This window comes from Bacillus sp. cl95 (genome assembly GCF_900115925.1).
Taxonomy (GTDB): domain Bacteria; phylum Bacillota; class Bacilli; order Bacillales; family Cytobacillaceae; genus Neobacillus_A.
Map to the genome: position 1 here is coordinate 273,322 of NZ_FOYF01000001.1, position 23,325 is coordinate 296,646.

At 39.8% G+C, this 23,325-nt stretch carries 21 protein-coding genes; 10 read left to right on the forward strand and 11 right to left on the reverse strand.

Annotated elements, in window-relative coordinates; genetic code table 11:
• Nucleotides 1-14: 14 nt before the first annotated feature.
• Entirely contained in the window at nt 15-1,274 is a 1,260-nt protein-coding gene (gene hflX, locus BMZ31_RS01430; RefSeq protein WP_090829944.1) for a GTPase HflX, read from the reverse strand.
• Between the two features lie 390 nt (nt 1,275-1,664).
• Between hflX and BMZ31_RS01435 the strand changes: the two genes are divergently transcribed.
• The 6 genes from BMZ31_RS01435 (at nt 1,665) to BMZ31_RS01460 (ending at nt 7,706) form a co-directional block, all read left to right on the forward strand.
• Entirely contained in the window at nt 1,665-2,270 is a 606-nt protein-coding gene (locus BMZ31_RS01435) for a trimeric intracellular cation channel family protein (RefSeq protein ID WP_090829945.1), read from the forward strand.
• Nucleotides 2,271-2,484: 214 nt separating this feature from the next.
• Nucleotides 2,485-4,029 (forward strand): spore germination protein, encoded by a 1,545-nt coding sequence (locus tag BMZ31_RS01440; protein ID WP_090829946.1) that lies wholly within the window; start codon nt 2,485-2,487, stop codon nt 4,027-4,029.
• Nucleotides 4,030-4,049: 20 nt separating this feature from the next.
• Nucleotides 4,050-5,240 carry a Ger(x)C family spore germination protein gene (locus tag BMZ31_RS01445; protein WP_175477972.1) on the forward strand — a complete coding sequence of 397 codons (1,191 nt, stop codon included), beginning with the start codon at nt 4,050-4,052 and terminating at the stop codon, nt 5,238-5,240.
• 4 nt (nt 5,241-5,244) lie between these two features.
• The gene (locus BMZ31_RS01450; RefSeq protein WP_090829948.1) at nt 5,245-5,478 is read left to right on the forward strand and encodes a hypothetical protein; all 234 of its coding nucleotides are present in this window, start codon (nt 5,245-5,247) and stop codon (nt 5,476-5,478) included.
• Nucleotides 5,479-5,491: 13 nt separating this feature from the next.
• Nucleotides 5,492-6,598 carry a GerAB/ArcD/ProY family transporter gene (locus BMZ31_RS01455; RefSeq protein WP_090829949.1) on the forward strand — a complete coding sequence of 369 codons (1,107 nt, stop codon included), beginning with the start codon at nt 5,492-5,494 and terminating at the stop codon, nt 6,596-6,598.
• A 13-nt stretch (nt 6,599-6,611) separates the two neighbouring features.
• Nucleotides 6,612-7,706, forward strand: coding sequence for a GerAB/ArcD/ProY family transporter (locus BMZ31_RS01460; RefSeq protein WP_175477973.1), 1,095 nt, complete (start codon nt 6,612-6,614; stop codon nt 7,704-7,706).
• Nucleotides 7,707-7,730: 24 nt separating this feature from the next.
• Here BMZ31_RS01460 and BMZ31_RS01465 read toward each other — a convergent pair whose 3' ends face one another.
• From BMZ31_RS01465 to miaA, 4 genes are all read right to left on the reverse strand, one after another.
• The gene (locus BMZ31_RS01465; RefSeq protein WP_090829951.1) at nt 7,731-8,840 is read right to left on the reverse strand and encodes a GerAB/ArcD/ProY family transporter; all 1,110 of its coding nucleotides are present in this window, start codon (nt 8,838-8,840) and stop codon (nt 7,731-7,733) included.
• A 96-nt stretch (nt 8,841-8,936) separates the two neighbouring features.
• Nucleotides 8,937-9,884 (reverse strand): stage V sporulation protein K, encoded by a 948-nt coding sequence (gene spoVK / locus BMZ31_RS01470; RefSeq protein WP_090829952.1) that lies wholly within the window; start codon nt 9,882-9,884, stop codon nt 8,937-8,939.
• 529 nt (nt 9,885-10,413) lie between these two features.
• On the reverse strand, nt 10,414-10,644 hold the full coding sequence (hfq, locus tag BMZ31_RS01475) for an RNA chaperone Hfq (RefSeq protein WP_090829953.1): 231 nt from the start codon (nt 10,642-10,644) through the stop codon (nt 10,414-10,416).
• A gap of 29 nt (nt 10,645-10,673) precedes the next feature.
• On the reverse strand, nt 10,674-11,657 hold the full coding sequence (gene miaA, locus BMZ31_RS01480) for a tRNA (adenosine(37)-N6)-dimethylallyltransferase MiaA (RefSeq protein WP_090829954.1): 984 nt from the start codon (nt 11,655-11,657) through the stop codon (nt 10,674-10,676).
• Between the two features lie 254 nt (nt 11,658-11,911).
• Between miaA and mreBH the strand changes: the two genes are divergently transcribed.
• The gene (gene mreBH, locus BMZ31_RS01485) at nt 11,912-12,919 is read left to right on the forward strand and encodes a rod-share determining protein MreBH (RefSeq protein ID WP_090829955.1); all 1,008 of its coding nucleotides are present in this window, start codon (nt 11,912-11,914) and stop codon (nt 12,917-12,919) included.
• 65 nt (nt 12,920-12,984) lie between these two features.
• Here the strand turns inward: mreBH and mutL are convergent, their stop codons facing one another.
• The 4 genes from mutL to BMZ31_RS01505 form a co-directional block, all read right to left on the reverse strand.
• Nucleotides 12,985-14,895 carry a DNA mismatch repair endonuclease MutL gene (gene mutL, locus BMZ31_RS01490; protein ID WP_090829956.1) on the reverse strand — a complete coding sequence of 637 codons (1,911 nt, stop codon included), beginning with the start codon at nt 14,893-14,895 and terminating at the stop codon, nt 12,985-12,987.
• Nucleotides 14,896-14,919: 24 nt separating this feature from the next.
• On the reverse strand, nt 14,920-17,562 hold the full coding sequence (gene mutS, locus BMZ31_RS01495; protein WP_175477974.1) for a DNA mismatch repair protein MutS: 2,643 nt from the start codon (nt 17,560-17,562) through the stop codon (nt 14,920-14,922).
• Between the two features lie 390 nt (nt 17,563-17,952).
• Nucleotides 17,953-18,885: a manganese-dependent inorganic pyrophosphatase gene (locus BMZ31_RS01500; protein ID WP_090829957.1), complete on the reverse strand. Its 933-nt coding sequence runs from the start codon at nt 18,883-18,885 to the stop codon at nt 17,953-17,955.
• Between the two features lie 74 nt (nt 18,886-18,959).
• Nucleotides 18,960-19,394, reverse strand: coding sequence for a hypothetical protein (locus BMZ31_RS01505; RefSeq protein WP_090829958.1), 435 nt, complete (start codon nt 19,392-19,394; stop codon nt 18,960-18,962).
• Between the two features lie 93 nt (nt 19,395-19,487).
• On the opposite strand from BMZ31_RS01505, the gene BMZ31_RS01510 reads away from it, so the two are divergent.
• Genes BMZ31_RS01510 through BMZ31_RS01520 form a run of 3 tightly spaced genes read left to right on the forward strand, consistent with a single transcriptional unit; the run spans nt 19,488 to nt 21,431 of the window.
• Nucleotides 19,488-19,799, forward strand: a complete 312-nt coding sequence (locus BMZ31_RS01510; protein ID WP_090829959.1) for a hypothetical protein — start codon at nt 19,488-19,490, stop codon at nt 19,797-19,799.
• Between the two features lie 3 nt (nt 19,800-19,802).
• Nucleotides 19,803-21,044 carry a glutathionylspermidine synthase family protein gene (locus tag BMZ31_RS01515; protein ID WP_090829960.1) on the forward strand — a complete coding sequence of 414 codons (1,242 nt, stop codon included), beginning with the start codon at nt 19,803-19,805 and terminating at the stop codon, nt 21,042-21,044.
• Nucleotides 21,045-21,431, forward strand: coding sequence for a DUF350 domain-containing protein (locus BMZ31_RS01520; RefSeq protein WP_090829961.1), 387 nt, complete (start codon nt 21,045-21,047; stop codon nt 21,429-21,431).
• Between the two features lie 48 nt (nt 21,432-21,479).
• On the opposite strand, the gene BMZ31_RS01525 is transcribed toward BMZ31_RS01520, so the two are convergent.
• Both BMZ31_RS01525 and BMZ31_RS01530 read right to left on the reverse strand, forming a co-directional pair.
• Nucleotides 21,480-22,508 carry a potassium channel family protein gene (locus tag BMZ31_RS01525; RefSeq protein WP_090829962.1) on the reverse strand — a complete coding sequence of 343 codons (1,029 nt, stop codon included), beginning with the start codon at nt 22,506-22,508 and terminating at the stop codon, nt 21,480-21,482.
• Nucleotides 22,481-23,158: a protein kinase family protein gene (locus tag BMZ31_RS01530; RefSeq protein WP_090829963.1), complete on the reverse strand. Its 678-nt coding sequence runs from the start codon at nt 23,156-23,158 to the stop codon at nt 22,481-22,483. Before BMZ31_RS01530 ends, BMZ31_RS01525 begins: the two co-directional genes overlap by 28 nt.
• Nucleotides 23,159-23,325 lie beyond the last annotated feature (167 nt).

Sequence of the window (23,325 nt, forward strand, 5' to 3'; positions counted from 1 at the left end):
AATGTTGCTCCTATCTAGATTGAATATTTTTGCAGTTGGCCTGCGATTTGGTGGTCTACTAAAGTATAACCACGACAAATGTACAATTGTTTATCTTCGTCAAATGAGAGTTCTCGTAATATACTTTCGTTCTTTAATTGAGAAAGCAGTTTTCCTTCAGTCGCAGGGACATGAACATGATATGGTTCCATCATGCTTATGACTCTTTCTTCAATTTTCTTTTTTAACGCATCACGATCTTCCTTATCAAATGCACTGATAATCGCCGTTGGCGCATTAGCAGTTGGCACAAAATCAGGATGCTGGATGTCACGCTTATTATATACCGTCAGTTGTGGAATGTGTTGTATTTCTAAGTCCTCAAGCAGCTTATTGACCGTCTTTTCATGCTGAAAGTAATCAGCATTTGCAGAATCAACTACATGAAGCAGCAAGTCAGCTTCCTTTACCTCTTCAAGAGTGGATCGGAAAGCCGCAATCAACGCAGTTGGAAGATCTTGTATAAATCCAACCGTATCGGTGGCAAGTGCCATAAAGCCGCTTGGCAGAATCATTTTTCTCGTCATCGGATCAAGTGTGGCGAATAATTGATTTTCCTCATAAGAATCCGCTTCCGTCAATCGATTGAATAACGAGGATTTTCCGGCATTGGTATACCCAACCAAAGCGACCTGGAACGCTTTATTTTTCTTGCGTCTTTCTCGATATCTGTCACGATGCTGAACAATCACTGACAACTGCCCCTTAATTTCATCTATACGACGACGGATATGACGACGATCAGACTCAAGCTTCGTTTCTCCTGGTCCTCTCGTTCCAATCCCAGCTCCTAGCCTTGATAAGGCCGTTCCTTGTCCAGCCAAACGTGGCAGTAAGTATTGTAGCTGTGCGAGTTCGACTTGCAGTTTCCCTTCTTTAGAACGGGCCCTTTGGGCAAAAATGTCCAGTATCAGCTGGGTGCGGTCGATGATCCTAGCTTCAAGTTCAGTACCCAAGTTTCGCTTTTGACTTGGTGATAGCTCATCATTAAAAATAATGATATCTGCTTCCAATTCCTCAGCTAGAGCCTTTAGTTCTTCGACCTTCCCTTTTCCTATGTATGTGGCTGGATGAATCCGTTGCCGTTTTTGAACAACCGTAATTAAAACTTCACCATGTGCGGTATCAGTCAGAGATGCCAGTTCTTCCATGGAATATTGGAATCTTATATCGTCATCATCATTTGTTTGACAGCCGACGAGAATGGCTTTTTCAAGTTCATGTTTTTGTTCCACTTGAACCCCTCTTTCCGTGATTATTGACCCTATCATATCATTGAATACAGTGTTTCAACAAACAGCTTCTATATATCTAGAAATCGAGATCAAAATATTTTTCTTTAAGGCAACAAATCTATTGAAAAAAATCACCCCCGTGATAAAATCATATTGTTTGACTAAGGCTCTTTTTGTAAACTTTGTTGTAATTAGAAAGAGAAAAAGCCAGCATTAGGGCTCTTTCTCTGCAAAGACCATTAGGAATTTAGCGTTTAGAATATTATTTTGAGGAAAAGAGCACGAAATAAGAATCTATACGTGTTATTGCTTAATCGTAAAAACAACAATCAATGCGAAAACAGCCTCGACTAAAGATAAGAATTTACATCCAGAGGAGAAACGAAAAGAATGACGTGGGACGTATTAAGCATGATCGGCACGATTGCTTTTGCTGTGAGCGGAGCCATTGTGGCCATGGAAGAGGAATATGATATTTTAGGTGTTTATATTCTTGGAATTGTAACCGCATTTGGTGGCGGTGCCATTCGAAATTTATTAATAGGTGTTCCGATATCAGCATTATGGGAACAAGGAATCTTTTTTCAGATTGCAATGCTTGCCACTACTGCTGTTTTTTTGTTTCCAAATAACTTATTGAAACATTGGCAACGATGGGGAAATTTCACTGATGCAATTGGTTTATCAGCATTCGCGATTCAAGGAGCGCTTTATGCTTCCAATATGAATCATCCCATGAGTGCTATCATCGTTGCCGCTGTATTAACCGGGAGCGGCGGTGGTATTATTCGCGACTTACTTGCAGGCAGAAAACCGATTGTTCTTCAATCTGAGATTTATGCAGTGTGGGCAATCCTTTGCGGTCTTGCAATAGGACTGAAAATGACATCAAGCCCAATTGAACTTTATGCACTATTTGTGACAGTCACCGCATTCCGTGTGCTCTCCTACACATACAATTGGAAGTTGCCCATTCGTAGTTTAAGGATTCATTAAAAAATAGTTTTCAGAAGCATGACCAAAAATGTCATGCTTTTTTGTTATATTCATTTAATCCTTCATGAAATTCTTCCTTAAAAATAATTCATTCCCTCTACTTCCACACCTTACATAAAAATCTCATATATTTTTCCTTCTCGGGAATAATAAGATGGTAAACAAAACTTTTTATGTCAATTCTTTCTTATGAGAGATCGGGGGAAGGCATTTTATGGACTTATGGAAAAAACTATCAAAAGAAAAGAAAAAAGCTACGAACCCTGACTTCGAAAAGACTCAAAAAAAAGAGCCGAGTAAACCATTCAATTTTTTAGAGAGCCTAAATTTGAATATCGATGCTCTAAAAACGGAGTTAGGAAATAGCACAGACTTTATCTCTCGGACGGTTGAATACAATGGAACCGCCTTGGCTGTCTTCTATATTGAAGGACTTGCCGATGGAGATGTGATTCAACAGTCTGTATTAAAGCCCATTGGGGAAGAACTTAAAGAACATCAATACCCCCTCGAAACATTAATAGACACACTTTGTACGAAAATCCTGACAAATGCCCAGGTTTCGGGTCGTTTCGAACGTAAAGACCTCGTCACGGCGATTCTTTCTGGGGATACCTTGCTCCTAGTGGACGGTTGCCAGGAAGGGATCATTATCGGCACAAAAGGATGGGTAGATCGCGGGGTTACTGAGCCTAGCTCACAAAATGTCGTACGTGGACCAAAGGATGCATTTACCGAAACACTAAGGGTGAATACTGCTCTAATTCGGAGGCGCGTCAAGCATCCTAGCCTTAGAATAGAAACCAAACAAATTGGGCGGCTTACTGTGACAGATGTGGCTATTGTCTATATTGATAAAGTAGTGGATCCAAAAGTTGTCAAAGAGGTGCACCGAAGACTCGATGATATTAATATCGATTCCATCCTTGAGACAGGTTATATCGAAGAATTCATTCAGGATAAGACCTTTACACCATTTCCGACCATTTATAATTCAGAACGACCTGATGCTGTCGTTGCATCCATACTAGAAGGACGAGTTGCGATCATAGTAGACGGAACCCCATTTGTACTGACCGTTCCTACACTCTTTATCGAATTTTTCCAGGCAAGCGAAGATTATTACCAACGGGCAGACTTTGCCTCCTTAATCAGGTTACTTCGCTTTATGTCATTTTTAATGGCTATGCTTGTACCGGCTGCTTACACTGCCGTAACCACTTTCCATCAAGAAATGTTACCGACATCACTCTTGATTAGTTTGGCTGCCAATCGTGAAGGTGTCCCATTCCCCACTGTTATCGAGGTTATTATTATGGAAGTTACATTTGAAATACTACGGGAGGCAGGAATTCGCCTGCCAAAAGCAGTTGGTACCGCCATATCCATCGTAGGAGCGCTAGTAATAGGTGAAGCAGCTGTTACAGCAGGCCTCGTTTCGCCTGCCATGGTCATTGTCGTATCCTTTACTGCAATCACAAGCTTCGTTATCCCTTCTTATAACATGGGTATCGCTGTTAGGATGATCCGTTTTGCGTTTATTTTTTTAGCAGCAACGTTCGGCCTTTATGGCATCGTATTAGGCGCCATCATTCTTGTTTTACACTTATGCAGTCTCAATTCCTTCGGAGTTCCGTATATGGCTTCTGTTGGTCCTTTCCATTTATCAGACCAAAAGGATTCCTTAATACGTCTTCCTTGGACATTCATGAAAACGCGTCCTAGCTATATCAAAAACAATCCAATACGCAAAAAATAATGCAGTTTGAGGTGGAAGCTATGAAAAAATTGATACTTACTCTATTTTTAAGCATTCCCCTCCTGACTGGATGCTGGAATGCAAAAGAAATTTCCGAGTTGTCAATTGCGACAGGTCTTGGAATTGATAAAAACGGCGACAACGGTTACTTAATATCCATCCAATTAATCAACCCTGGTGAGGTCACAGCTCAAAAAGGTTCGGGTCGTTCTGAAGTAACAACCTATCAAATTAAGGCTCCAACCATTTATGAAGCATTACGGAAACTTACTGTCGAACTTCCAAGAAGAATCTATCTTTCACATGTCCAAATCATTATTTTGGGAGAAGACATTGCGAAGGACGGTATAAAAGAAAGTGTCGACTTCCTTTCTCGCGATCACGAATTCCGTTCAGACTTTTATTTATTAATAGCCAAAGGCCATCGAGCAGAGGATATTCTTAGTGTATTGACTCCCATGCAGAAGGTACCCGCCTTGAGCATGTATACTCAACTTGAAATGTCGGAGAAATTATGGGCACCTACCGTTATTACCAACCTCGATGAACTCGTTTCAGATATGATTTCTCTCGGAAAAGACCCCATTGTCACAGGTGTCATAACAACAGGAAATCTTGAACAAGCAGGAGAAAAGAGCGGTACTGAAAAAATTAGACCTGCTGGAAATGTAAATTTAAAAGGAGTGGCCGTTTTTAGAGGTGATAAACTAGTAGGCTGGTTAAATCAAAACCAAACCAAGGGTTTGAACTATATAACCTCCAATGTGAAGAGTACAGTTGGACATTTAAAATGCCCTGATGGAGGAAAATTTGTCGCAGAAGTAACAAGTGCCAAATCGAAATTATCATCAGAAATCAAAAATGGTCGCCCTAAAATCATTGCAGAAATGTATATTGAAGAAAATGTCGGAGAGGTTCAATGCAGTTTAGATCTGTCTAAAGAAAAGACAATTAAACAGATGGAGAAAATAGTTGAGGATCGCATTACCGCACTATCAAAAGAATCTGTAGCAAAGGCTCAAAAATTAAGAAGTGATATTTTTGGGTTTGGTGAAGTTATCCATCGTCAACATCCTAAAGAGTGGAAAAAAATGAAAAGCAAATGGACAAAAGAAATTTTTCCCGAACTGGAAGTTGAATATAAAGTGAAAGTTGACATTCGACGCATCGGAACAATAACCAATAGCGTATATGATAAGGTAAAGGAGTAATATAATGTGGGCAATTATTGGATTGGTTTTTATTTCGATTATGATATGCGCGATTGAACTTCCAACATTATGGAAACAGAAATTAAGAAAAGAAATGGTTATATTTTTCGTTTTGCTCGGAATGGGGTTCACTTTAAGTACTTTGCTTGCTTTGAATATTAAGGTACCTCCTATACTAGATGCGGTGGAATTTGTATTTAAGCCGGTAAGTGACCTTGTTTTCAGCTTTTTACAATAAGGGTGGGAGCTAAGTGAATCAAAAAAATTCAATAACTCAACATCAGTTCACGCTGCTGACGATGATCTTTTGCATTGGCAGTGCCATCCTGTTCATTCCATCCATCTTAGCAGCCACCGCGATGAGAGATGCCTGGTTAGCATCAATAGTCGGTACCTTATTAGGCTTGGGCCTTATCTGGTTTTATACCAAATTATACGCTTCCTTAAAAGGACAAACTCTTGTCCAAATGTATGATTCCATTTTTGGAAAATGGATGGGCAAATTTTTCACCTTACAGTTTGCCATCTATCTTATATTCTTATCGTCACTTATCCTAAGGGGTATCGGAGATTTCTTGTCAACACAAATCATGAACGAGACACCAATGGAAATTCTTATTATCATCCTGATACTCGTGGTCGTTCATGGCAATAACTACGGAATCCAAACTATGGCTCGGAGTATTGAAGTTTTTATGCCTACTTTGATTATTCTGTATATTATTGCCCTTATCTTGGTCACGAAAGAAGCCAAGTTAATCAAGTTGCTTCCTATAATGGAAAATGGAATCAAACCTATCATAAATGGTTCATTTTCACTCTTTAATTTTCCTTTTACAGAGGTTGTCATCATGTTGATGTTTTTGCCATGCGTCAAAGACCAAAATACAATTAAGAAAACGTTCCTTATTGGCACTTGTTTAGGGGGAATCGCACTCTTCTTTCCAGTTTTATTTGGAATCGTTACAATGGGTCCCGATTTGCTTGCGAATGACCTTTATCCAACTTATACACTCGCTAAAAAACTAGGATTTAAACACATCTTCGAAAGAATTGAAGTAATTATAGCCATCATTTGGTTACTTAGTATTTATTTCAAGCTACTCCTTTGTTTTACCGCTCTCACCAATAGCATTGGTCATCTGTTCAATCTAAGAGATGTAAAGAGCCTTAAAATCCCTATAGGATGGATATTGTTTGGAACATCTGTCCTACTTGCTGACAACAATGTTTATTTTTTTCATTTCAACGCAAAAATATGGCCATTATATGCTTTAACAATCGGATTCGTAATCCCAATGGCCATGTTAGTAATACATAAAGTCAAACAAAATATGAAGAAATCACAGTCTTACTGATGGTATGGTGAATATGGACAACTTCCAATTGAAACAGTCAGAAATGATATCGCTGATTATCCTATTTGAAATAGGGAGTGCCGTTGTCATTGGTCTAGGCATGGGTGCTAAACAGGATGCTTGGCTTGCTATCCTAATTGGTTTAGCATGTGGTTGCATCCTATTTACAATTTATCATTTCATTTTGAAAGAATATCCAGGGCTGTCTCTCGTTGAAATTCTTCAAACAGTAGTGGGGCAGAAATTAGGAACTCTATTGTCCGTAGCTTATGCTTGTTACTTTCTATACATTGCCGCGAGAGTATTAAGAGATTTTTGTGAACTTCTGCTCGGAAGTGCGTTAAGTGAAACTCCTCCGTATATCGTTCTTATCATTTTTGCTCTAGCTATCACCTATGCATTATATTTAGGGGTTGAAGTGATGGGACGGACCGCCCCTTTATTCTTCAGCTTCAGCCTTTCTCTTTGGTTTATTTTTCTTTTGGGTGTTGTCATTTCAAAAGAATTTCATTTTATTGAACTAATGCCAGTATTAGAACATGGATGGAAGCCCGTTCTTAAAACCGCATTTCCTCTTGTCACGACTTTTCCTTTTGGAGAAATGATTGTATTTACAATGTTTTCACTTTACGTTTCCAAAAATCTTTCCTTTTACAAAATAGGATTGGCCGGCATGATTATTAGCGGATTCATCCTGGTCATTACCATCACGATTAATATTGGAATAAATGGTGCATATCAAACAAGTGAGTCATTATTTCCTTTGCTCTTAACTGTTACAAAAATAAAGCTTGGTGATTTTATTAATCGTCTCGATCCAATCGTCATTGCGCTTCTTATCATAGGAGGTTTTTTCAAGGTTACCATTTTTCAGTGGGGGGCCGTTCAAGTATTATCTCGAAGCCTCGCTATCCAGTCTTATCGAAAACTTATCTTACCAGTTTCACTGCTTGCACTTACAATATCACTTGTCATGGCAAGCAATATTATTGAACATTTAGATGTGGGGCTAAAGATTGTTCCATTGTATTTACATATCCCCTTTCAAATTGTCATTCCTGTCTTACTCTTAACGATCATAAAAATAAGGAGAAAGTTGCGTGGTTAATTAACACGCATAACTTTCTCCTATTTATTGTGAAATTATAGGCTGTTTTTTTCGTTTTTGCTTTATCATCCAAACTAGATAGAGTAGGAGAGGTATAAATAATCCAACTGTATAGTCAAAAAATGGCCATATCCGAACGAGCTTTTCATTAAGATCAACAATGTCCCTGGCACAATTCAATGCAACAGGAACTGCCAGAAAGGCGAGTGGAAACACAATGAATCTAAATTCCTTCATTTTACATACTTGAGAAATGCCGATGGTGGTTGCATATAAATAAAAACTGGTTTTAAAGAAAATTGTAAAGAGCCAAAAAGTCGCTACAAGAATATCCATCCTTTGTATAAATGAACCTACTTTAATCTCCTGCGCGAGTTTAAGTGTGGGATACAAGACATTCCCAGCGTTATAAGGACCAAGGATTACAATTGCCATAAAGGTTGCTACAAATAGAACAAAACCACCTAAAAAGGATGCCCAAAAGAGGTGTTTATACTTAAGTTTCTGATCGGAAACGAATTGTTTAAACATTAAAAGAGGCACGATTTCCAAAAAAGGAAAGGCAATGAATTGTAAACTCCCTAATAAAATTGGTTTCGGTCCATTTTCATAAATAGGAAACATTTCTTTGATTTCTATTTGCCCTAATAACAAAGTTACTGAAATAAGAATCGTTGCAATTACCCAAGGAAGAAAAATTTCTGCGGTTCTTCCGATTATTTCAACCCCAAGCCGCACTGCAAGTGCAACAGTGATGATAAACAGTGCCATAACGACTTGCATGGGTGTTCCCTTCAAATAGTGAGTTAAAAGGAAAGCACCTAACTCTCTTAACAAAATACCCGTTGAAAGAAAAGTATAGAAGATAAAAACGAGCACGATCGCTTTCCCGAACCACTTTCCAAGAATGGCTTCAATGATTTGCACAAAACTTTTATCAGGATATGTATTTCCTATTTTATAAAAAAGATAGATGATTCCAGACCCTACAACAAGACTAAACAATCCAGAAATCCAAGCATCCTGTTTTGCGGGATAAATTACAGTAGCAGGTAAAACAAGGATTGCATCTCCAAGGGTGAACAAAAAGACCATTACCAAAAATTGCCTTAAACTAATTCTGCCTTTTTCCAAATGAAAATAGCCCCTCTCCAGCTCACATACTTCTATTATTAACCAATCCCTCGTGAACTATTAAGGAACAAAAAAAGGATTTCTGCACGAAATCCTTTAACCACCATCAAAAATAAGGTCATTACTTCGAATTGTAACCAACTCGTGTCGATCAAAGCTGTTTTGCATAAGCAACCTCATTGCTTGTGCACGTATCGATTTTTCGATTATATTGCGAATATAACGACCGTTAGAAAAAGCTTTTGGACTGATGGTCGTTTTTGTAATCTGCAAATGTTCGCGTACCCTCTTTTCTGCTTCATGGCTTAATGAATAATCTCGTTCCTTCAACATTCTATCAGCGATTTCCATCAGCTGTTCAATATTGTAATCTGGAAAATCTATTACCAACGGAAATCGAGAGTGCAAACCAGGGTTTAAAGTTAAAAAATAATCCATTTCCCTTGAATACCCTGCAAGGATGAGTATGAATTCATGTTGCTTATCTTCCATATGCTTTACGAGAGTATCAATCGCTTCCTTCCCAAAATCCTTCTCTCCACCACGTCCCAGTGAGTAAGCTTCGTCAATAAATAAAATTCCCCCCATTGCTTTCTTAATTAAATCCCTAGTCTTTTGTGCCGTGTGTCCAATGTATTCACCTACTAGATCAGCCCTTTCGGCTTCAATGAGATGACCTTTGGATAACACATTCATTTTTAGAAACAGTTTCCCTATCAAGCGTGCTACCGTCGTTTTCCCTGTACCTGGATTACCTTTAAACATCATATGGAGAGCCTGTTTCCCTGCTTTCAGGCCTATTTCTTCCCTTTTTTTATTCACATAGATCCAGGCATAAATCTCTTTGATCATGCGCTTCATTTCTTCCATACCAACTAAGGTTCCAAGTTCCCGCTCAATTTCCTTTAGAGCAGTATGCTCTGGTACCGCATCCTTTGGAAGTACATGGGTTTCAGGGACTTCCTTTGAAACTGCTTTTCGACTCTGCGCATTTAGTACAATGCTGATTTGTCCGTTATTTTTCATGCGAATTGGCTGATCCAAAGCTATCACCTCACATTTTTCAACAGTTTACGCAAAGAAGTTATGATTGTGAAAAAAGCCTATTCTTAAAAATGTATGATGCTTTCGACAAATTCCATTGAACACATCAGCGGAATGACAAAATTTTCAACATTTCTATCAAGTCTTGTCATTTCTTGCGCTTTCCCGAGAAATAATGAAGGATATCGGGAAATATGGGATGGAAATTTCTCCACAAACCTCTTAATTATATGTATTCACTCATGGGGAGATTCATTAAGATTTTTTGACGCGTTTGGAAAAGGTTTTTCTTTTAGGCTCTTTTCGTAAACTTTGTTGTTATTCGAACAAGAAAAAGCTGGCACTAGGGCTTTTTCAATCCTTATACCACCAGGAAATTAGAGTTTAGAATTTCATATTGAGGAAAAGAGCACGAAATAAGAATCTATACGTGTTGTTGGTTTAATCGAAAAAGTAACAATCTATGCGATAACAGCCTTCTTTTAACATAAAAAGAACCTGCCCATTGGCAGGTTCAGAGTCTTATATATTATTGGCCATCCATATCCAACTGGACATTTCGCTGAGGAGCGAATGTTGAGATGGCATGCTTGAAAACGAGTTGTTGCTTGCCTTCACACTCAAAAAGAACTGTAAAGTTGTCAAACCCCTTTATTTGACCTCTTAATTGGAATCCATTTAATAGGAATACGGTAACGCTCGTGCAGTCTTTTCTAAGCTGGTTCAAAAATTGATCCTGAATGTTTACTGGTGTTTTCATGTGTGAATCCTCCTCTTTTATCTCTAATACTATGTATTCGATTTTAATTGAAGCTTTCCTTCAATATATTGAGAAATTTGCTCCAATTTTTTTGTGGCACCGTCTGAATCAGACATATCATACCATTCCACATCCATCTTATTTCGAAACCACGTCAGCTGTCTTTTTGCATATCGGCGAGAATTTTGCTTTAAGTTCTCGATTGCATCTTCTAGAGCTACCTTTCCATCGAAGTAATCATAAAGCTCTTTGTACCCGATTGCCTGTATGGATTGACAGTCTCGATAGCCTTCTTCGTATAAGCCTTTTACTTCTTCTACAAGTCCAGCATCCATCATGATATCTACTCTGCGGTTTATTCTTTCATATAAAGAATCTCGATCCATGGTTAAACCTAGGAGTGCAGTATCGTACATCATTTCAGGCTGTTGTTTACTTTGATACTCCGTCATTGTCTTACCTGTGCAATGATATATTTCTAGAGCTCGAATCACGCGACGGATATTATTAGGATGAATTTGCGAAGCACTTTGAGGATCAATGTTTGCCAATTCCTGATGAATGGCTTCATATCCCACGGCTCCGGCTTTCTCTTCGAGTTGTCTACGGAACTTTTCATCTGCAACTACATCTGAGAATTGATAATCGTAGATAACGGATTGGATGTATAAACCCGTTCCACCTACGATAAAAGGAAGCTTTCCGCGATTGGTAATGTCCGTTATCTTTTCCCTCACAAGTTCCTGAAATTCCGCTGCCGAAAAACTCTCATCCGGATTTTTCAAGTCGATTAAATGGTGAGGCACTCCCTGCATTTCTTCTGGAGTAATTTTCGCCGTACCGATATCCATCTTTTTATAGATTTGCATCGAGTCACCGCTAATGATTTCACCATTGAACCGTTTGGCAAGTTGTATACTTAAGTTTGTTTTACCCACTGCTGTCGGTCCGATTATGACCACAAGTTTCTGTTTCAAATCCTTCACACTACCTTTTTCAAAAACTGCTAACATACCGTTTATCGCAAAATCTAAACGATATCTTCTATCGTACCATAAAATCTGAAAGCAGTTTAACCATCAAACTATTATTGTCTATAAAAGCTTTTTTTATACATTTCCCTTTATTGTCCACAACATGTAAAATTTTCTTCTTATTTTACAATTGAATAACGGTTTATTTACAAATGGTCCATTACCCCCATTCTCATGGTAGTCTTTTAAGAAACTTATCATGTACAAAATTAGAGAATTGGGTGAGTGAGAATATGTTTTCAACTTCTGAAATTGGAATCGATTTAGGAACAGCAAATATCCTTGTATATAGTAAAAATAAAGGCATCGCACTTAATGAGCCATCAGTAGTGGCCATTGATACAGAAACAAAGAATGTATTGGCAGTAGGAACAGAAGCAAAAGAAATGATAGGTAAGACTCCAGGAAGAATCGTTGCAATCAGACCATTGAAAGATGGTGTCATTGCAGATTTTGATGTTACCACTGAAATGCTTAAGCATATTATGAAAAAAGCTTCCAAGAAATTAGGCTTTGCGATTCGTAAGCCAAATGTGGTGGTTTGTACACCGTCAGGTTCCACCAGTGTAGAACGCCGTGCCATTCATGACGCTGTTAGAAATGCGGGTGCAAAGAAAGTTCACTTAATAGAAGAACCAGTAGCAGCTGCCATTGGAGCAGGTATGCCTGTGGACGAGCCTGTAGCAAACGTTGTAGTTGATATTGGTGGCGGTACAACTGAGGTAGCAATCATCTCATTCGGCGGTGTAGTCGCTTGTAATTCTATACGAATTGCCGGAGACCGTCTTGATGACGATATCGTTCAATATGTACGTAAAAAATACAATGTTTTAATTGGTGAGCGTACAGCCGAAAGAATAAAGATGGAAATTGGTTATGCTCTTGTTGATCATGAAGAAAAGACGATGGATATTCGTGGTCGTGACCTCATGACAGGATTGCCAAGAACCATCACTTTATCATCTCATGAAATTAGTAAAGCAATGAGGGAATCATTATTACACATTCTTGAAGCGGTTCGTGCGACACTTGAAGATAGTCCAGCAGAGCTAAGCGGTGACATTGTCGACCGTGGGGTTATCTTAACTGGCGGTGGCGCTTTGCTTAACGGCATGCAAGATTGGTTGAGCGAAGAAATTGTCGTTCCAGTCCATATTGCTCCAAGTCCATTAGAATCTGTTGCCATCGGTACAGGAAAAGCTCTAAAGTTCATCGACAAGCTTCATACGGCTGTAAGATAATAAATTCTATATCATACCTTAAACCCCCACAGCATATGCTGTGGGGGTTTCTCTGTAAAGGATTATTACATGACACGTTTGAACATTTTTTCCATTTCATATGTCGAATAGTGAACAATGATTGGGCGTCCATGCGGACAAGTGAATGGATCAGAGGAACGTCGCAATTCATCGAGAAGCGCTTGAATTTCATCATTTCGCAAATGGTGGTTGGCTTTTATAGAAGCTTTACAACTCATCATAATTGCCGCTTCTTCACGTAATTTCTTGAGATCAACTCGCTTCATTGAAAGCAACTGTTCAATCATGTCCTCGATAATTTCCTTTTCTTCTCCCTTAGGGAACCACTGAGGGTGAGCTCGCGCGATGTAACTATTCATTCCAAATTCCTCTAAATAGACACCGACCTTTTCAAGCTCATGCTTATGCTCTTCGATTTTCAAGCACTCATCAGTAGAATACTCGAATGTTAAGGGAACAAGCATTTCTTGAAGCTCACTTTCGACTTGTCCTACCTTCTCACGGAAGTATTCATACTTGATGCGTTCCTGTGCGGCGTGCTGATCAATAATATAAAGCCCCTTTTCGTTTTGAGCCAAAATGTACGTACCATGCATTTGACCGATTGGGAAAAGCGTTGGGACTCGGCTTGGCACTTCAGGCTGTTCTGGTTCGAAAACCGCCATTTCCTCTTTGTTTTCCTCAACCAAAGACGCATCAAAATCTTCTTCGTCTATTCGATAAGAATCTGTTAAAGGTTTTGCTTGGAGAACTTCGCTAACAGTCTCCTTTACCTGTAAAAAGGAATCTCTAGCAATCTCTCTTGGTTCAATTCGAGTAACCGACCCCTCCGTTTGAGATCCCATGTACGGCATTTGAACTCCCGGTGTTGGTTTTTCTTCGGGTGCATCATGACCATCCAAAGAAAAAAACGTTTGCTCAGATTGCGGTTTTTCTTTTCTCGCTGGCGTAAAGCCTGAAGGAATCAGTTCCTTTGTTTTGAACGACTGCTTAATTGTACTTGTAATGAGCTCATTCAGTTCAGATTCCTTACTCAGACGCACCTCCATTTTGGATGGATGTACATTCACATCCACAAGAAGTGGATCCATCTCGATATTGAGAAGAACGATAGGATATCTACCGATTGGAAGCAGCGTATGGTAACCTTCTTGAATCGCTTTTGCAAGTGGATAATTTTTAATAAAACGTCCGTTTATCATCGTTGAAATATAGTTTCTCGATGCCCTCGTTACTTCCGGCATTGAAACGAAACCACTAATGCGGAAATCAAGCGATTGTGCAGAAATTGGATGCAACATTTTCACGATGTTCATACCGTAAATAGCTGACAGTACTTGGCGCACATCCCCATTTCCATTTGTATGAAGCAACTTTCGGCCGTTATGAATCAGTCGGAAAGATACTTCGGGATGGGATAGTGCGAGTCTGTTTACGACATCGGTAATATTTCCGAGTTCTGTATGAATGGTTTTCATGTACTTCAGTCGTGCAGGCGTGTTGAAGAATAAATCAGTAATGGCAATATCCGTCCCTTTACGACTGGACGATTTTTCAAAAACGGCTACTTTCCCGCCTTCAATTACAACGCGATGACCGGCACCTTCACCTGTTGATGTCTTCATTTCCAGTCGTGATACGGAGGCAATACTCGGCAGCGCCTCCCCTCGGAACCCTAGAGTGCGAATTCGGAATAGGTCGTTTTCGTCTTTGATTTTACTTGTTGCATGGCGCTGGAAGGCGGTCAGAACATCATCCTCTGCGATGCCCTCTCCATTATCGGTGATGCGGATTTTTGCAAGCCCCGCTTCTTCAACATCGATTTCAATCACCGTACTGCCGGCATCCATCGCATTTTCAACTAATTCTTTCACGACAGATGCGGGTCGCTCAACCACTTCTCCGGCCGCGATTTTATTCGACAATGCATCATCTAACTGAATGATTTTCCCCACTGATGGCCACCTCCCTGTCCATTTCTATGACTTTAGCTTTTTTTGAAGTTCGTACAATGTATTAATTGCTTGTAAAGGAGTTAAATCAAGGATATCCAATCCTTTGATTTGCTCCACGATTTTCTTTTCTTTCGTGTTAAGCTCCACTTTTGGAGTTGGTGTAACTGTTGCATCGAAGAAAGACAGCTGTGCGTCTTCATCTTGAATCTTAACCGTCTCCACAGGCTGTAACGGCTTTGCTTTTTCTTTTTTTGCAGAAGATGGTTGTATCTTTGCTGCTCCTTGCTGATCTTGTTGCTCTAGAGATAAGAGAATTTCATTCGCACGCTCAATGAGTTCCTCAGGAAGTTCTGCAAGTTGTGCGACATGTATACCATAACTCTTATCTGCTGCACCTTCTTTAATCTTATGAAGGAACACGACTTTGCCATTGTGTTCAACTGCGCTTACATGAATATTCTTTAAGTTAGGAAGCTCTTCTTCAAGCACCGTCAATTCATGATAATGCGTCGAAAAGAGCGTTTTCGCACCAATGCGGTTATGAATATATTCAATAATTGCCTGTGCCAGGGCCATACCGTCATAAGTAGACGTACCCCGGCCGATTTCGTCAAATAAGATTAAGCTATTTTGTGTAGCATTCGCAATCGCATTTTTGGCTTCCAGCATTTCAACCATGAACGTACTTTGTCCGGAAATGAGGTCATCCGCTGCTCCAATTCTTGTAAACACTTGGTCAAAAATTGGTAAAATTGCCTCTGTTGCCGGAACGTAACACCCAATTTGAGCAAGAATTGCGGTTAACGCAATTTGACGCATATAAGTACTTTTACCAGACATATTCGGACCTGTAATAAGCAAGGCTTCTCGTTCCCTGTCCATGAAACAATCATTCGGAACATATTCCTGCGCGTTTAGCACTTTTTCAACGACCGGATGACGACCTTCCTTAACAGCGACACGACGCTCCTCAGAAAACTGAGGCTTTACGTATCTACGGTCTTCACTCACTTGGGCAAAGCATTGCAAGACATCTAATTCGCTAACTGTTTTCGCCAACGCTTGTAATCTCGGGATATATTCCTTACTCATTTCGCGAATTTCAGCGAATAAGGCGTATTCCAGCTCCCCGCTTTTCTCTTCCGCTTGTAAAATTAATGTCTCTTTTTCTTTCAATTCTGGCGTAATAAAACGCTCTGCATTCGCGAGAGTCTGTTTACGTTCATACTGACCTTCTTGTAAAAGATGAAGGTTCGAACGAGTTACTTCTATATAATACCCGAACACGCGGTTATAGCCGATTTTCAGACTCTTGATTCCCGTCTTTTCACGTTCTTCACGCTCCAGCTGAGCAATCCATGTCTTTCCATTACGGCTCGCATAGCGGTATTGATCTAGTTGGTCGTTATATCCATCTCGTATCATATTTCCTTCTTTTAACGATAGTGGCGGATTCTCGACTAAGGCACGTTCTAATAGATCGGTTACTGAATCACAAGGATCAAGGCGTCCCGCAATTTCCTGCACTTCATTTCCTGTCAGCTGGGTAAGTATCGCTTGCAGCTGTGGAACTTGAAGTAGAGATTTTTTCAACTGCACAAGATCACGTGCGTTTACATTACCGAAAGCGACGCGGCCAGCAAGGCGCTCAAGATCATAGACTTCTTTTAGTTTTTCACGTAGTTCCTGTCGCTCAAAGTATTGTTGAATCAATACCTCGACAAGTCCATGTCGGCGTTCGATTTCCTGACGATCAATAAGCGGACGATCAATCCATTGCTTCAGCATCCTGCCACCCATTGCCGTCATCGTTTCATCAAGCAGCCAAAGTAATGAACCCTTCTTACCTTTAGAACGTATCGTTTCGGTAAGTTCAAGGTTTCTTTTTGAAAAATAGTCTATCTTCATGAAGTGATGTGTTTGATAGGTGGTTACCGGTTGAAGATGATCAAGGCTTCGTTTCTGGGTACGGTACAAGTAATGGAACATTCTTGCGACTGCGGTAACCATTTTATCCTGATTAAGATTGATCATCAGTGGCAGAAAATGCTCTTCCGCCTTCGTCTCATCTTCAATGGATATGGCGAGCACACCACGTTCGCGTAACTTCTTTTGCCATTCAGGTGAAAAATCGCTCGCAATGACCGTTTCTTTTGCACCCAGAACGGCAAGTTCATTCAGAACTTCATCGAAGCCAGAGGTTAAAAGTGTAACGCGGTTTTCACCCGTTGAAAGGTCGTTATATGCGAACCCAAATGTTTGATCATTGAAAGCAGTGATCGCCGCAAGATAATTGTTCTCTTTCTCGCTGAGGCCACGTCCGTCCATGACCGTACCTGGTGTGATTAATTGAACGACTTCACGTCTCACCACACCTTTCGCCTGGCGCGGATCTTCAGTTTGTTCACAGATCGCGACTTTATAGCCACGTTCTACCAGCTGTTCAATATAGTTAGGCGCAGAATGGTACGGAACACCGCACATTGGCACACGATCAGAACCGCCACCCTCACGACTTGTTAACGTAATTTCCAATTCCTGCGATGCATTTATCGCATCATCAAAAAACATTTCATAAAAATCGCCTAAGCGAAAAAATAAAAAGGCATCCTGGTACTCTGCCTTGATTTTTAAATATTGTTGTATCATGGGCGTGTAAGCTGCCATTATTTCCTCCAAAAACTCATACTTTTCGACAATCTATTATAACATATCGACGTTATGCCTTCATGAACTGGAAAGAATTAATTTAGGGGTTGGCAGTTTGCCGGGGTATGACACTTCTTGATCCATTTTTGCTACTTCTTTGTCCAATTTGTCCAAATCTATGTCCAGTGTCACTCAAAGTACACAAACAACGACTTCATGAACCCCATCCAGCGACTTCTTTTCATGAAAACCTTGCACATTCGTCTAGTTTGGTTGAATATCTGTCTAATTTGACGACACATTTGTCCAGTTTGAGCTAACATTTGTCAAGTTTCACAAAAAGTACATAATTGAGGCATATATACGAAAAAAAAAGCGAAGGGGATCTCCTCCCCTCCGCACAGTATTTTATAGATTTCCGAAAGCTTCAGTTAATGGTGGAACAACTTGTTTCTTACGAGAAACAACGCCCTCTAGTACTGCTTTGTTTTCAGCAAGCTTTACACCGAAAGCTTTTTCAACTGCTTCAGTCTTTGAACCAAGTGCCAATGCAACAGAATCGTTTGTCAAGATATCTGTAACCACAAGCAGGAACAAGTCCAATCCCTTGTCAGCGATTGCTTGATTCAATGCTTCCTCAAGCTCAGCTTGGCGAGACATGACATCGTTTGTGTCAACTGCGTTTACTTGAGCAATTTCAACTTTGCTGTTGCCCATTTGGAATTCCTTCGCATCAAGTGAAATCAATTGTGCGATTGTCTTGTCGCTTAAGTCAGCACCCGCTTTTAGCATAGCAAGGCCATATTCTTCTGCATCAACGCCTGCAATTTCAGCAAGTTCCTTTGCAGCGGCTATATCTTGCTCAGTGCAAGTTGGCGATTTGAAAAGTAATGAATCTGAAATAATAGCAGATAACATTAATCCAGCTGTTTCTTTAGCAATTTCAATGCCGTTTTCTTTGTACATCTTATTTAAAATAGTCGCAGTACAGCCTACTGGCTCAACACGGAAGTACAACGGATCGCTTGTTTCAAAATTCGCAACGCGGTGGTGATCAATTACTTCGATAATGCGAACTTTTTCGATGTCGTTAGCGCTTTGTTGACGCTCGTTGTGGTCAACCAAAATTACGTTGCTCACTTCGCTTGAAACAGTCTCAACAAGGCGTGGAACTTCTGCATTGAATTTCTCTAAAGCATATTGTGTTTCACCGTTCAATTCACCTAAACGAACCGGCTCAACATCCATGCCTAATTTCTTTTTCAATTCAGCATAAGCGATAGCTGAACAAATTGAATCAGTGTCCGGGTTTTTATGTCCGAAAACGAGTACTTTTTCCATGTCACTACTCCTTACATGTCCATAATAGAATTTCCAGTGTTTATTTTAACATAAATGCACGGTCTGTCATCAAGTCATTTATTATCGTAAGTCCCATAATATACATAGCATTTCCGATCCTCATCAATTTCGCGCGAATCGAGATGAAATTCTTTTCCTTTTATAAAAATGGAATCGCAATGGAGAATCGCCAGAGCATCGTCGTGAACAAACAAATCACGCGACTCAATTACACGTTGCATACCGCCCTCGAGCATTTCTCGAAATTCGAGACCTATGTAATCAAAGTATTTCTGGCTAGGCTCATCCTCGAAGGCTTCTTTATTTAAATAGATGATGATATCGCCTTTTGCATCCTTTGTCGTAAGGGTTACTTTGTATGTTTGCGCATCCTTAATAAAAAACTCACATGTCATTCTGCAGACAACTTCACTAACAGTCAAATCAGGATAATGCCATAATGCTGGATAATCCGCAGCATCATCATCGAGGCGGTATTCCAATCGCATAATAAGACCTCCCTTTGTTTTCTTCCATTCTACCATTGTTTTCTACTGAATAAATTCTATAATGAAGATATTGCCAGTTAGGAGTGTGATACTTTGAATAAGACAAAAAAATTGATAACCGGTATTGTCCTTTCCCTATCCACAGGTGCATTATCAGCCTGTAGCGACGACCTTCCACCTCAACCTGATGAAGATAGTTGCAGCGAGTGGGATTGGGATGATGAACTTGGCGTTTGGGAATGCGGTGATAGCCATTCCCATTATCATGGACATTATTTCTACGCTGGAACCTATTATAAAAGCCGCAGCGCTTTCAAGAAATCATCGGCTTACAAAGCGTACAAATCATCATCAAGCTTTAAAGGTGGTATTGGTAGCGGTTCAAAAGGTGGCTTTGGAGGCTAACCAATGAATGACTATCAAAAGCAACGACGAGAGTTTTACCGCCAATTACCGGACTTTTGGTCCGACATAAACGATGCTGAATATAGTTTATTCCATGTTTTGCCTTTGAAGAAGGAACTCATTGATAAAGTCAAACTTGCTACAGAGACCATGATGGCCATTTTCAGCAAAACAGCCCGACTGCTTCGTCAACTTCCCGAAGAACAGCTCTTAGATCTCGGATTTCCAACAGAATCACTTGCTTTTATCAAGATGAAGCAGTTTTTTCCGGAAACCATCATTGGACGTTTTGATTTTGTTAACACAACTGACGGTTTAAAACTTCTTGAATTCAATAGTGACACGCCTACATTCATTAAAGAATGTTTTAAAATTAACGGTGTCGTCGCCAGGAAGTTTGGCTTTTCTGACCCTAACAGAAATGAAGAAGCGCTATTAGCATCTGCAATCAATAAAGCAATCCTCGAGAGTGCGAAGCTAGTTGCAGGAAATGCCCAGCCAAATGTAGTCTTTACCGCACATCATGATCACGTTGAAGATTGGAATACCATCCGATACTTAAGTGGATTTTGCAATGTTGAACACCAGCTAATCCCGCTCCAGAATTTGCGAATAAGCGATGACGCTCTCATAGATTCGGACGGATTGCCTATTGACGTCCTTTATCGGCAAACGTATCCTTTAGAACATATGCTTGAAGACAAGGATCCTATAACGGACGACAAAACCGGCATCAAGCTTCTCGAACTTGTTAAACGCGGAAAACTTGCAATCTTGAATCCACCATCTGCATTCTTATTACAGCCAAAAACCATTCAAGCTCTAATATGGGGACTTGCTGAAGCAAGCCGTTTTTTTACAAAGGAAGAGTGTGAAGCTATTAAAACCTATATGCTTCCAACCTATTTAGAGGCAGATGCTTTCTTAGGAAGTACTGCTTTTGTAAAAAAACCCTCTTTAGGCAGAGAGGGCGATACAATCACGATTTACGATCAAAATCATTGCGAACTATTAAAAAATAAAATCCGAACGTTTGAAAATGAAACGGCTGTTTTTCAACAATATATCTCCCTTCCTAAGATCCGTCTGGAAACGGAAAAAGGGGAGGAAGAATTGTCATACTTGATCGGTTCTTTTACGATTGCAGGTAAATCAAGTGCGATAGGCGTACGCGCCGGAGAAAAAATTACAGGTAATGAATCCTACTTCTTGCCCGTGGGCATTCATTCTAAGGAGGAGAAATAAATGTTAAATTTCCTGGCTTACCTGGGAACAGGTATTTTTTTACTGGTTATTGGCCTTGTTTTAATGGAAATCACAACAAAAAACAAAGAATTTAGATTGATGGCCAACGGAAATCTTGCTGCGAGTTACGTTCTTGGAGGGCGTTTGGTCGGTTTGGCAGTTGTCCTTTACTCTTCGGCTGCTAATTCCATTTCCTTAGCAGATATGTTTTTATGGGGCGGAATTGGTGTTTTGGCTCAAATCGTTCTGTTCTATATTGCCGAGTGGATTACACCGCATTTTAACGTGACGCAATCCATCGACGAAGACAACCGTGCTGTCGGATTCTTCTTGATGCTTCTTTCCATTTCGATTGGGATTGTTATTGCAGGTTGTTTAACCTACTAACTTTCAAATCTAATAGTGCCTTCCTGAAATGTCAGGAAGGCACCTTTTTTATATGGATTGAAATGTTTTCTTATCACAGATTACAAACAATACGGCATCAGTTGGAATAGGTTCATTCAACTTTCTGATGATATTTAGGTCTTTCCGGTCTGCTATCAATTGAGCACCTTTTGACTTCAAATCTTCGTATGCATCTCCATAGGTTTTCCATGCTGGATTCGTTGTTACTTCCCAAAGATCGCTGCCGTTTTCACCATCCTGATGGCTCAAAAGCTGCGTAAACAAATGACTGGAACCTTTTGTTTGCGCAGACTTGGCCATCAAGTTCGATACCGACTCTTGTGATAAAATAAATTCATCGATTTTGACATGCTTGAAATTGCCAACATGCTTTTCATTCAAGATTTCTGCAATTGTGTAAATATTATTTTCGGTTTCATCATCATAACTTTCAATTGTAGAAGCAACGAGTAGCGTTTTACCGTCTGCCAAATCGGAATTTGTAACACCATCTGGCGCAAACAAAAGAACTGCTCTCGATTTTTCAATCCTTGCTTTTCTTAATGTTTCAAAATCAGTAGGACTTCCATTCACATATGTAAACCGCTCATGTTCCAGAGGCGTTTTTTCGAGCTCATCGATTAACACTACTTCAGACAAATTATCACCTGCAAACAACTCTCTAATTGTAGATTTGGACTTAGCCGTCCACCCAATTACAACATAATGATTTTCTCCACGATAGTTCAATTTTCCCTCCTCCTTCATTCGCTTGTAATGAGAGACTGACTCGACAATCTGCCCGATAATCATTCCAAAGAGACCAATCCCAACGGTGTAGATAACGAGCATTGCCCAGATTCGACCGAACTCGGACGTTGGGGAAACGTCCCCATATCCGACCGTCGTCATCGTTGTTAAAAGCCACCACATTGCGTGAAAGGTGTTCTCAAATGTCTCAGGTTCAATTACAGACATGAACCATGCATTAAACACAACAAACAATAGAGTGAACATCACAAGCGTTCGATAACGGAATTTCATTGCACTTATAAAGATTTTTCTGAAGAAAAGCATGTAGAGTTCCCCCTCTTCAGCTTCTTATAAAAACGATAACCTTTTCTTACTCCTTCCATCACGATGAACGGAACGGGTGGATGCCATTTTAAGAAAAATGGTTTATATATTTTGTAATATGCTTTTTTCAAATCGTTCCATTTGCTGCAATAGCCCTTTTTATAGAAATCCGATATGTCGACGATGTAGCCTTTACCATTGTGCAAAACGACGTTTTTCCCATGAACATCGTAAGGATTTAATCCTCTTGTTTTGGCGTATTTGAGCCCGCGATCAATATCTTTAATGACCGATTCAGGAATGGCTATTCCGTTAATCACTGCGTTGAAAAGAGTGATTCCTTCGAGCTTTTTCAAGACAAGATAGTTGTCGCTATATGCGTAAAGAGTTGAAAATGATTCATGTTCGCCTAATCGCTTATAAACGTCCATTTCATTTTTGATTTCCTCTTTATTTCTCCCATATACTTTTACGACCATACCAGGCATGGACGGATGTTCAAATACACCGGCATAATTCCCGCTTCCAATCGTCCGCCAAGATTTTGTATGGTTAATAACGATTATGGGATCGAACGGACTTTCCACGATTAAATTTATATTAGGCAAAAGATCTTCTTCTATTAAATTTACAATTGATTGAATGTGCATATGAACTCCTTTCCTCCTTATTTTTAACCTTTCCTGATGCTTTGTCTACAAATATTTTACTGGTTTCTTATATTCTAATCATATTCATCTGTTACAAACCACAGTCTATGACTTTAGAAATAGGGACTGTAAAATATCCTGAAGAATCATCTCTCATTTCGTAGATA

Coding starts and splice junctions, on each gene's coding strand:
- BMZ31_RS01435 (WP_090829945.1), top strand. CDS start 1,665: ATGACGTGGGACGTATTAAGCATGATCGGCACGATTGCTTTTGCTGTG.
- BMZ31_RS01440 (WP_090829946.1), top strand. CDS start 2,485: ATGGACTTATGGAAAAAACTATCAAAAGAAAAGAAAAAAGCTACGAAC.
- BMZ31_RS01445 (WP_175477972.1), top strand. CDS start 4,050: ATGAAAAAATTGATACTTACTCTATTTTTAAGCATTCCCCTCCTGACT.
- BMZ31_RS01450 (WP_090829948.1), top strand. CDS start 5,245: ATGTGGGCAATTATTGGATTGGTTTTTATTTCGATTATGATATGCGCG.
- BMZ31_RS01460 (WP_175477973.1), top strand. CDS start 6,612: ATGGACAACTTCCAATTGAAACAGTCAGAAATGATATCGCTGATTATC.
- hfq (WP_090829953.1), bottom strand. CDS start 10,644: ATGAAAACACCAGTAAACATTCAGGATCAATTTTTGAACCAGCTTAGA.
- miaA (WP_090829954.1), bottom strand. CDS start 11,657: ATGTTAGCAGTTTTTGAAAAAGGTAGTGTGAAGGATTTGAAACAGAAA.
- mreBH (WP_090829955.1), top strand. CDS start 11,912: ATGTTTTCAACTTCTGAAATTGGAATCGATTTAGGAACAGCAAATATC.
- mutS (WP_175477974.1), bottom strand. CDS start 17,562: ATGGCAGCTTACACGCCCATGATACAACAATATTTAAAAATCAAGGCA.
- BMZ31_RS01500 (WP_090829957.1), bottom strand. CDS start 18,885: ATGGAAAAAGTACTCGTTTTCGGACATAAAAACCCGGACACTGATTCA.
- BMZ31_RS01505 (WP_090829958.1), bottom strand. CDS start 19,394: ATGCGATTGGAATACCGCCTCGATGATGATGCTGCGGATTATCCAGCA.
- BMZ31_RS01515 (WP_090829960.1), top strand. CDS start 19,803: ATGAATGACTATCAAAAGCAACGACGAGAGTTTTACCGCCAATTACCG.
- BMZ31_RS01520 (WP_090829961.1), top strand. CDS start 21,045: ATGTTAAATTTCCTGGCTTACCTGGGAACAGGTATTTTTTTACTGGTT.
- BMZ31_RS01525 (WP_090829962.1), bottom strand. CDS start 22,508: ATGCTTTTCTTCAGAAAAATCTTTATAAGTGCAATGAAATTCCGTTAT.
- BMZ31_RS01530 (WP_090829963.1), bottom strand. CDS start 23,158: ATGCACATTCAATCAATTGTAAATTTAATAGAAGAAGATCTTTTGCCT.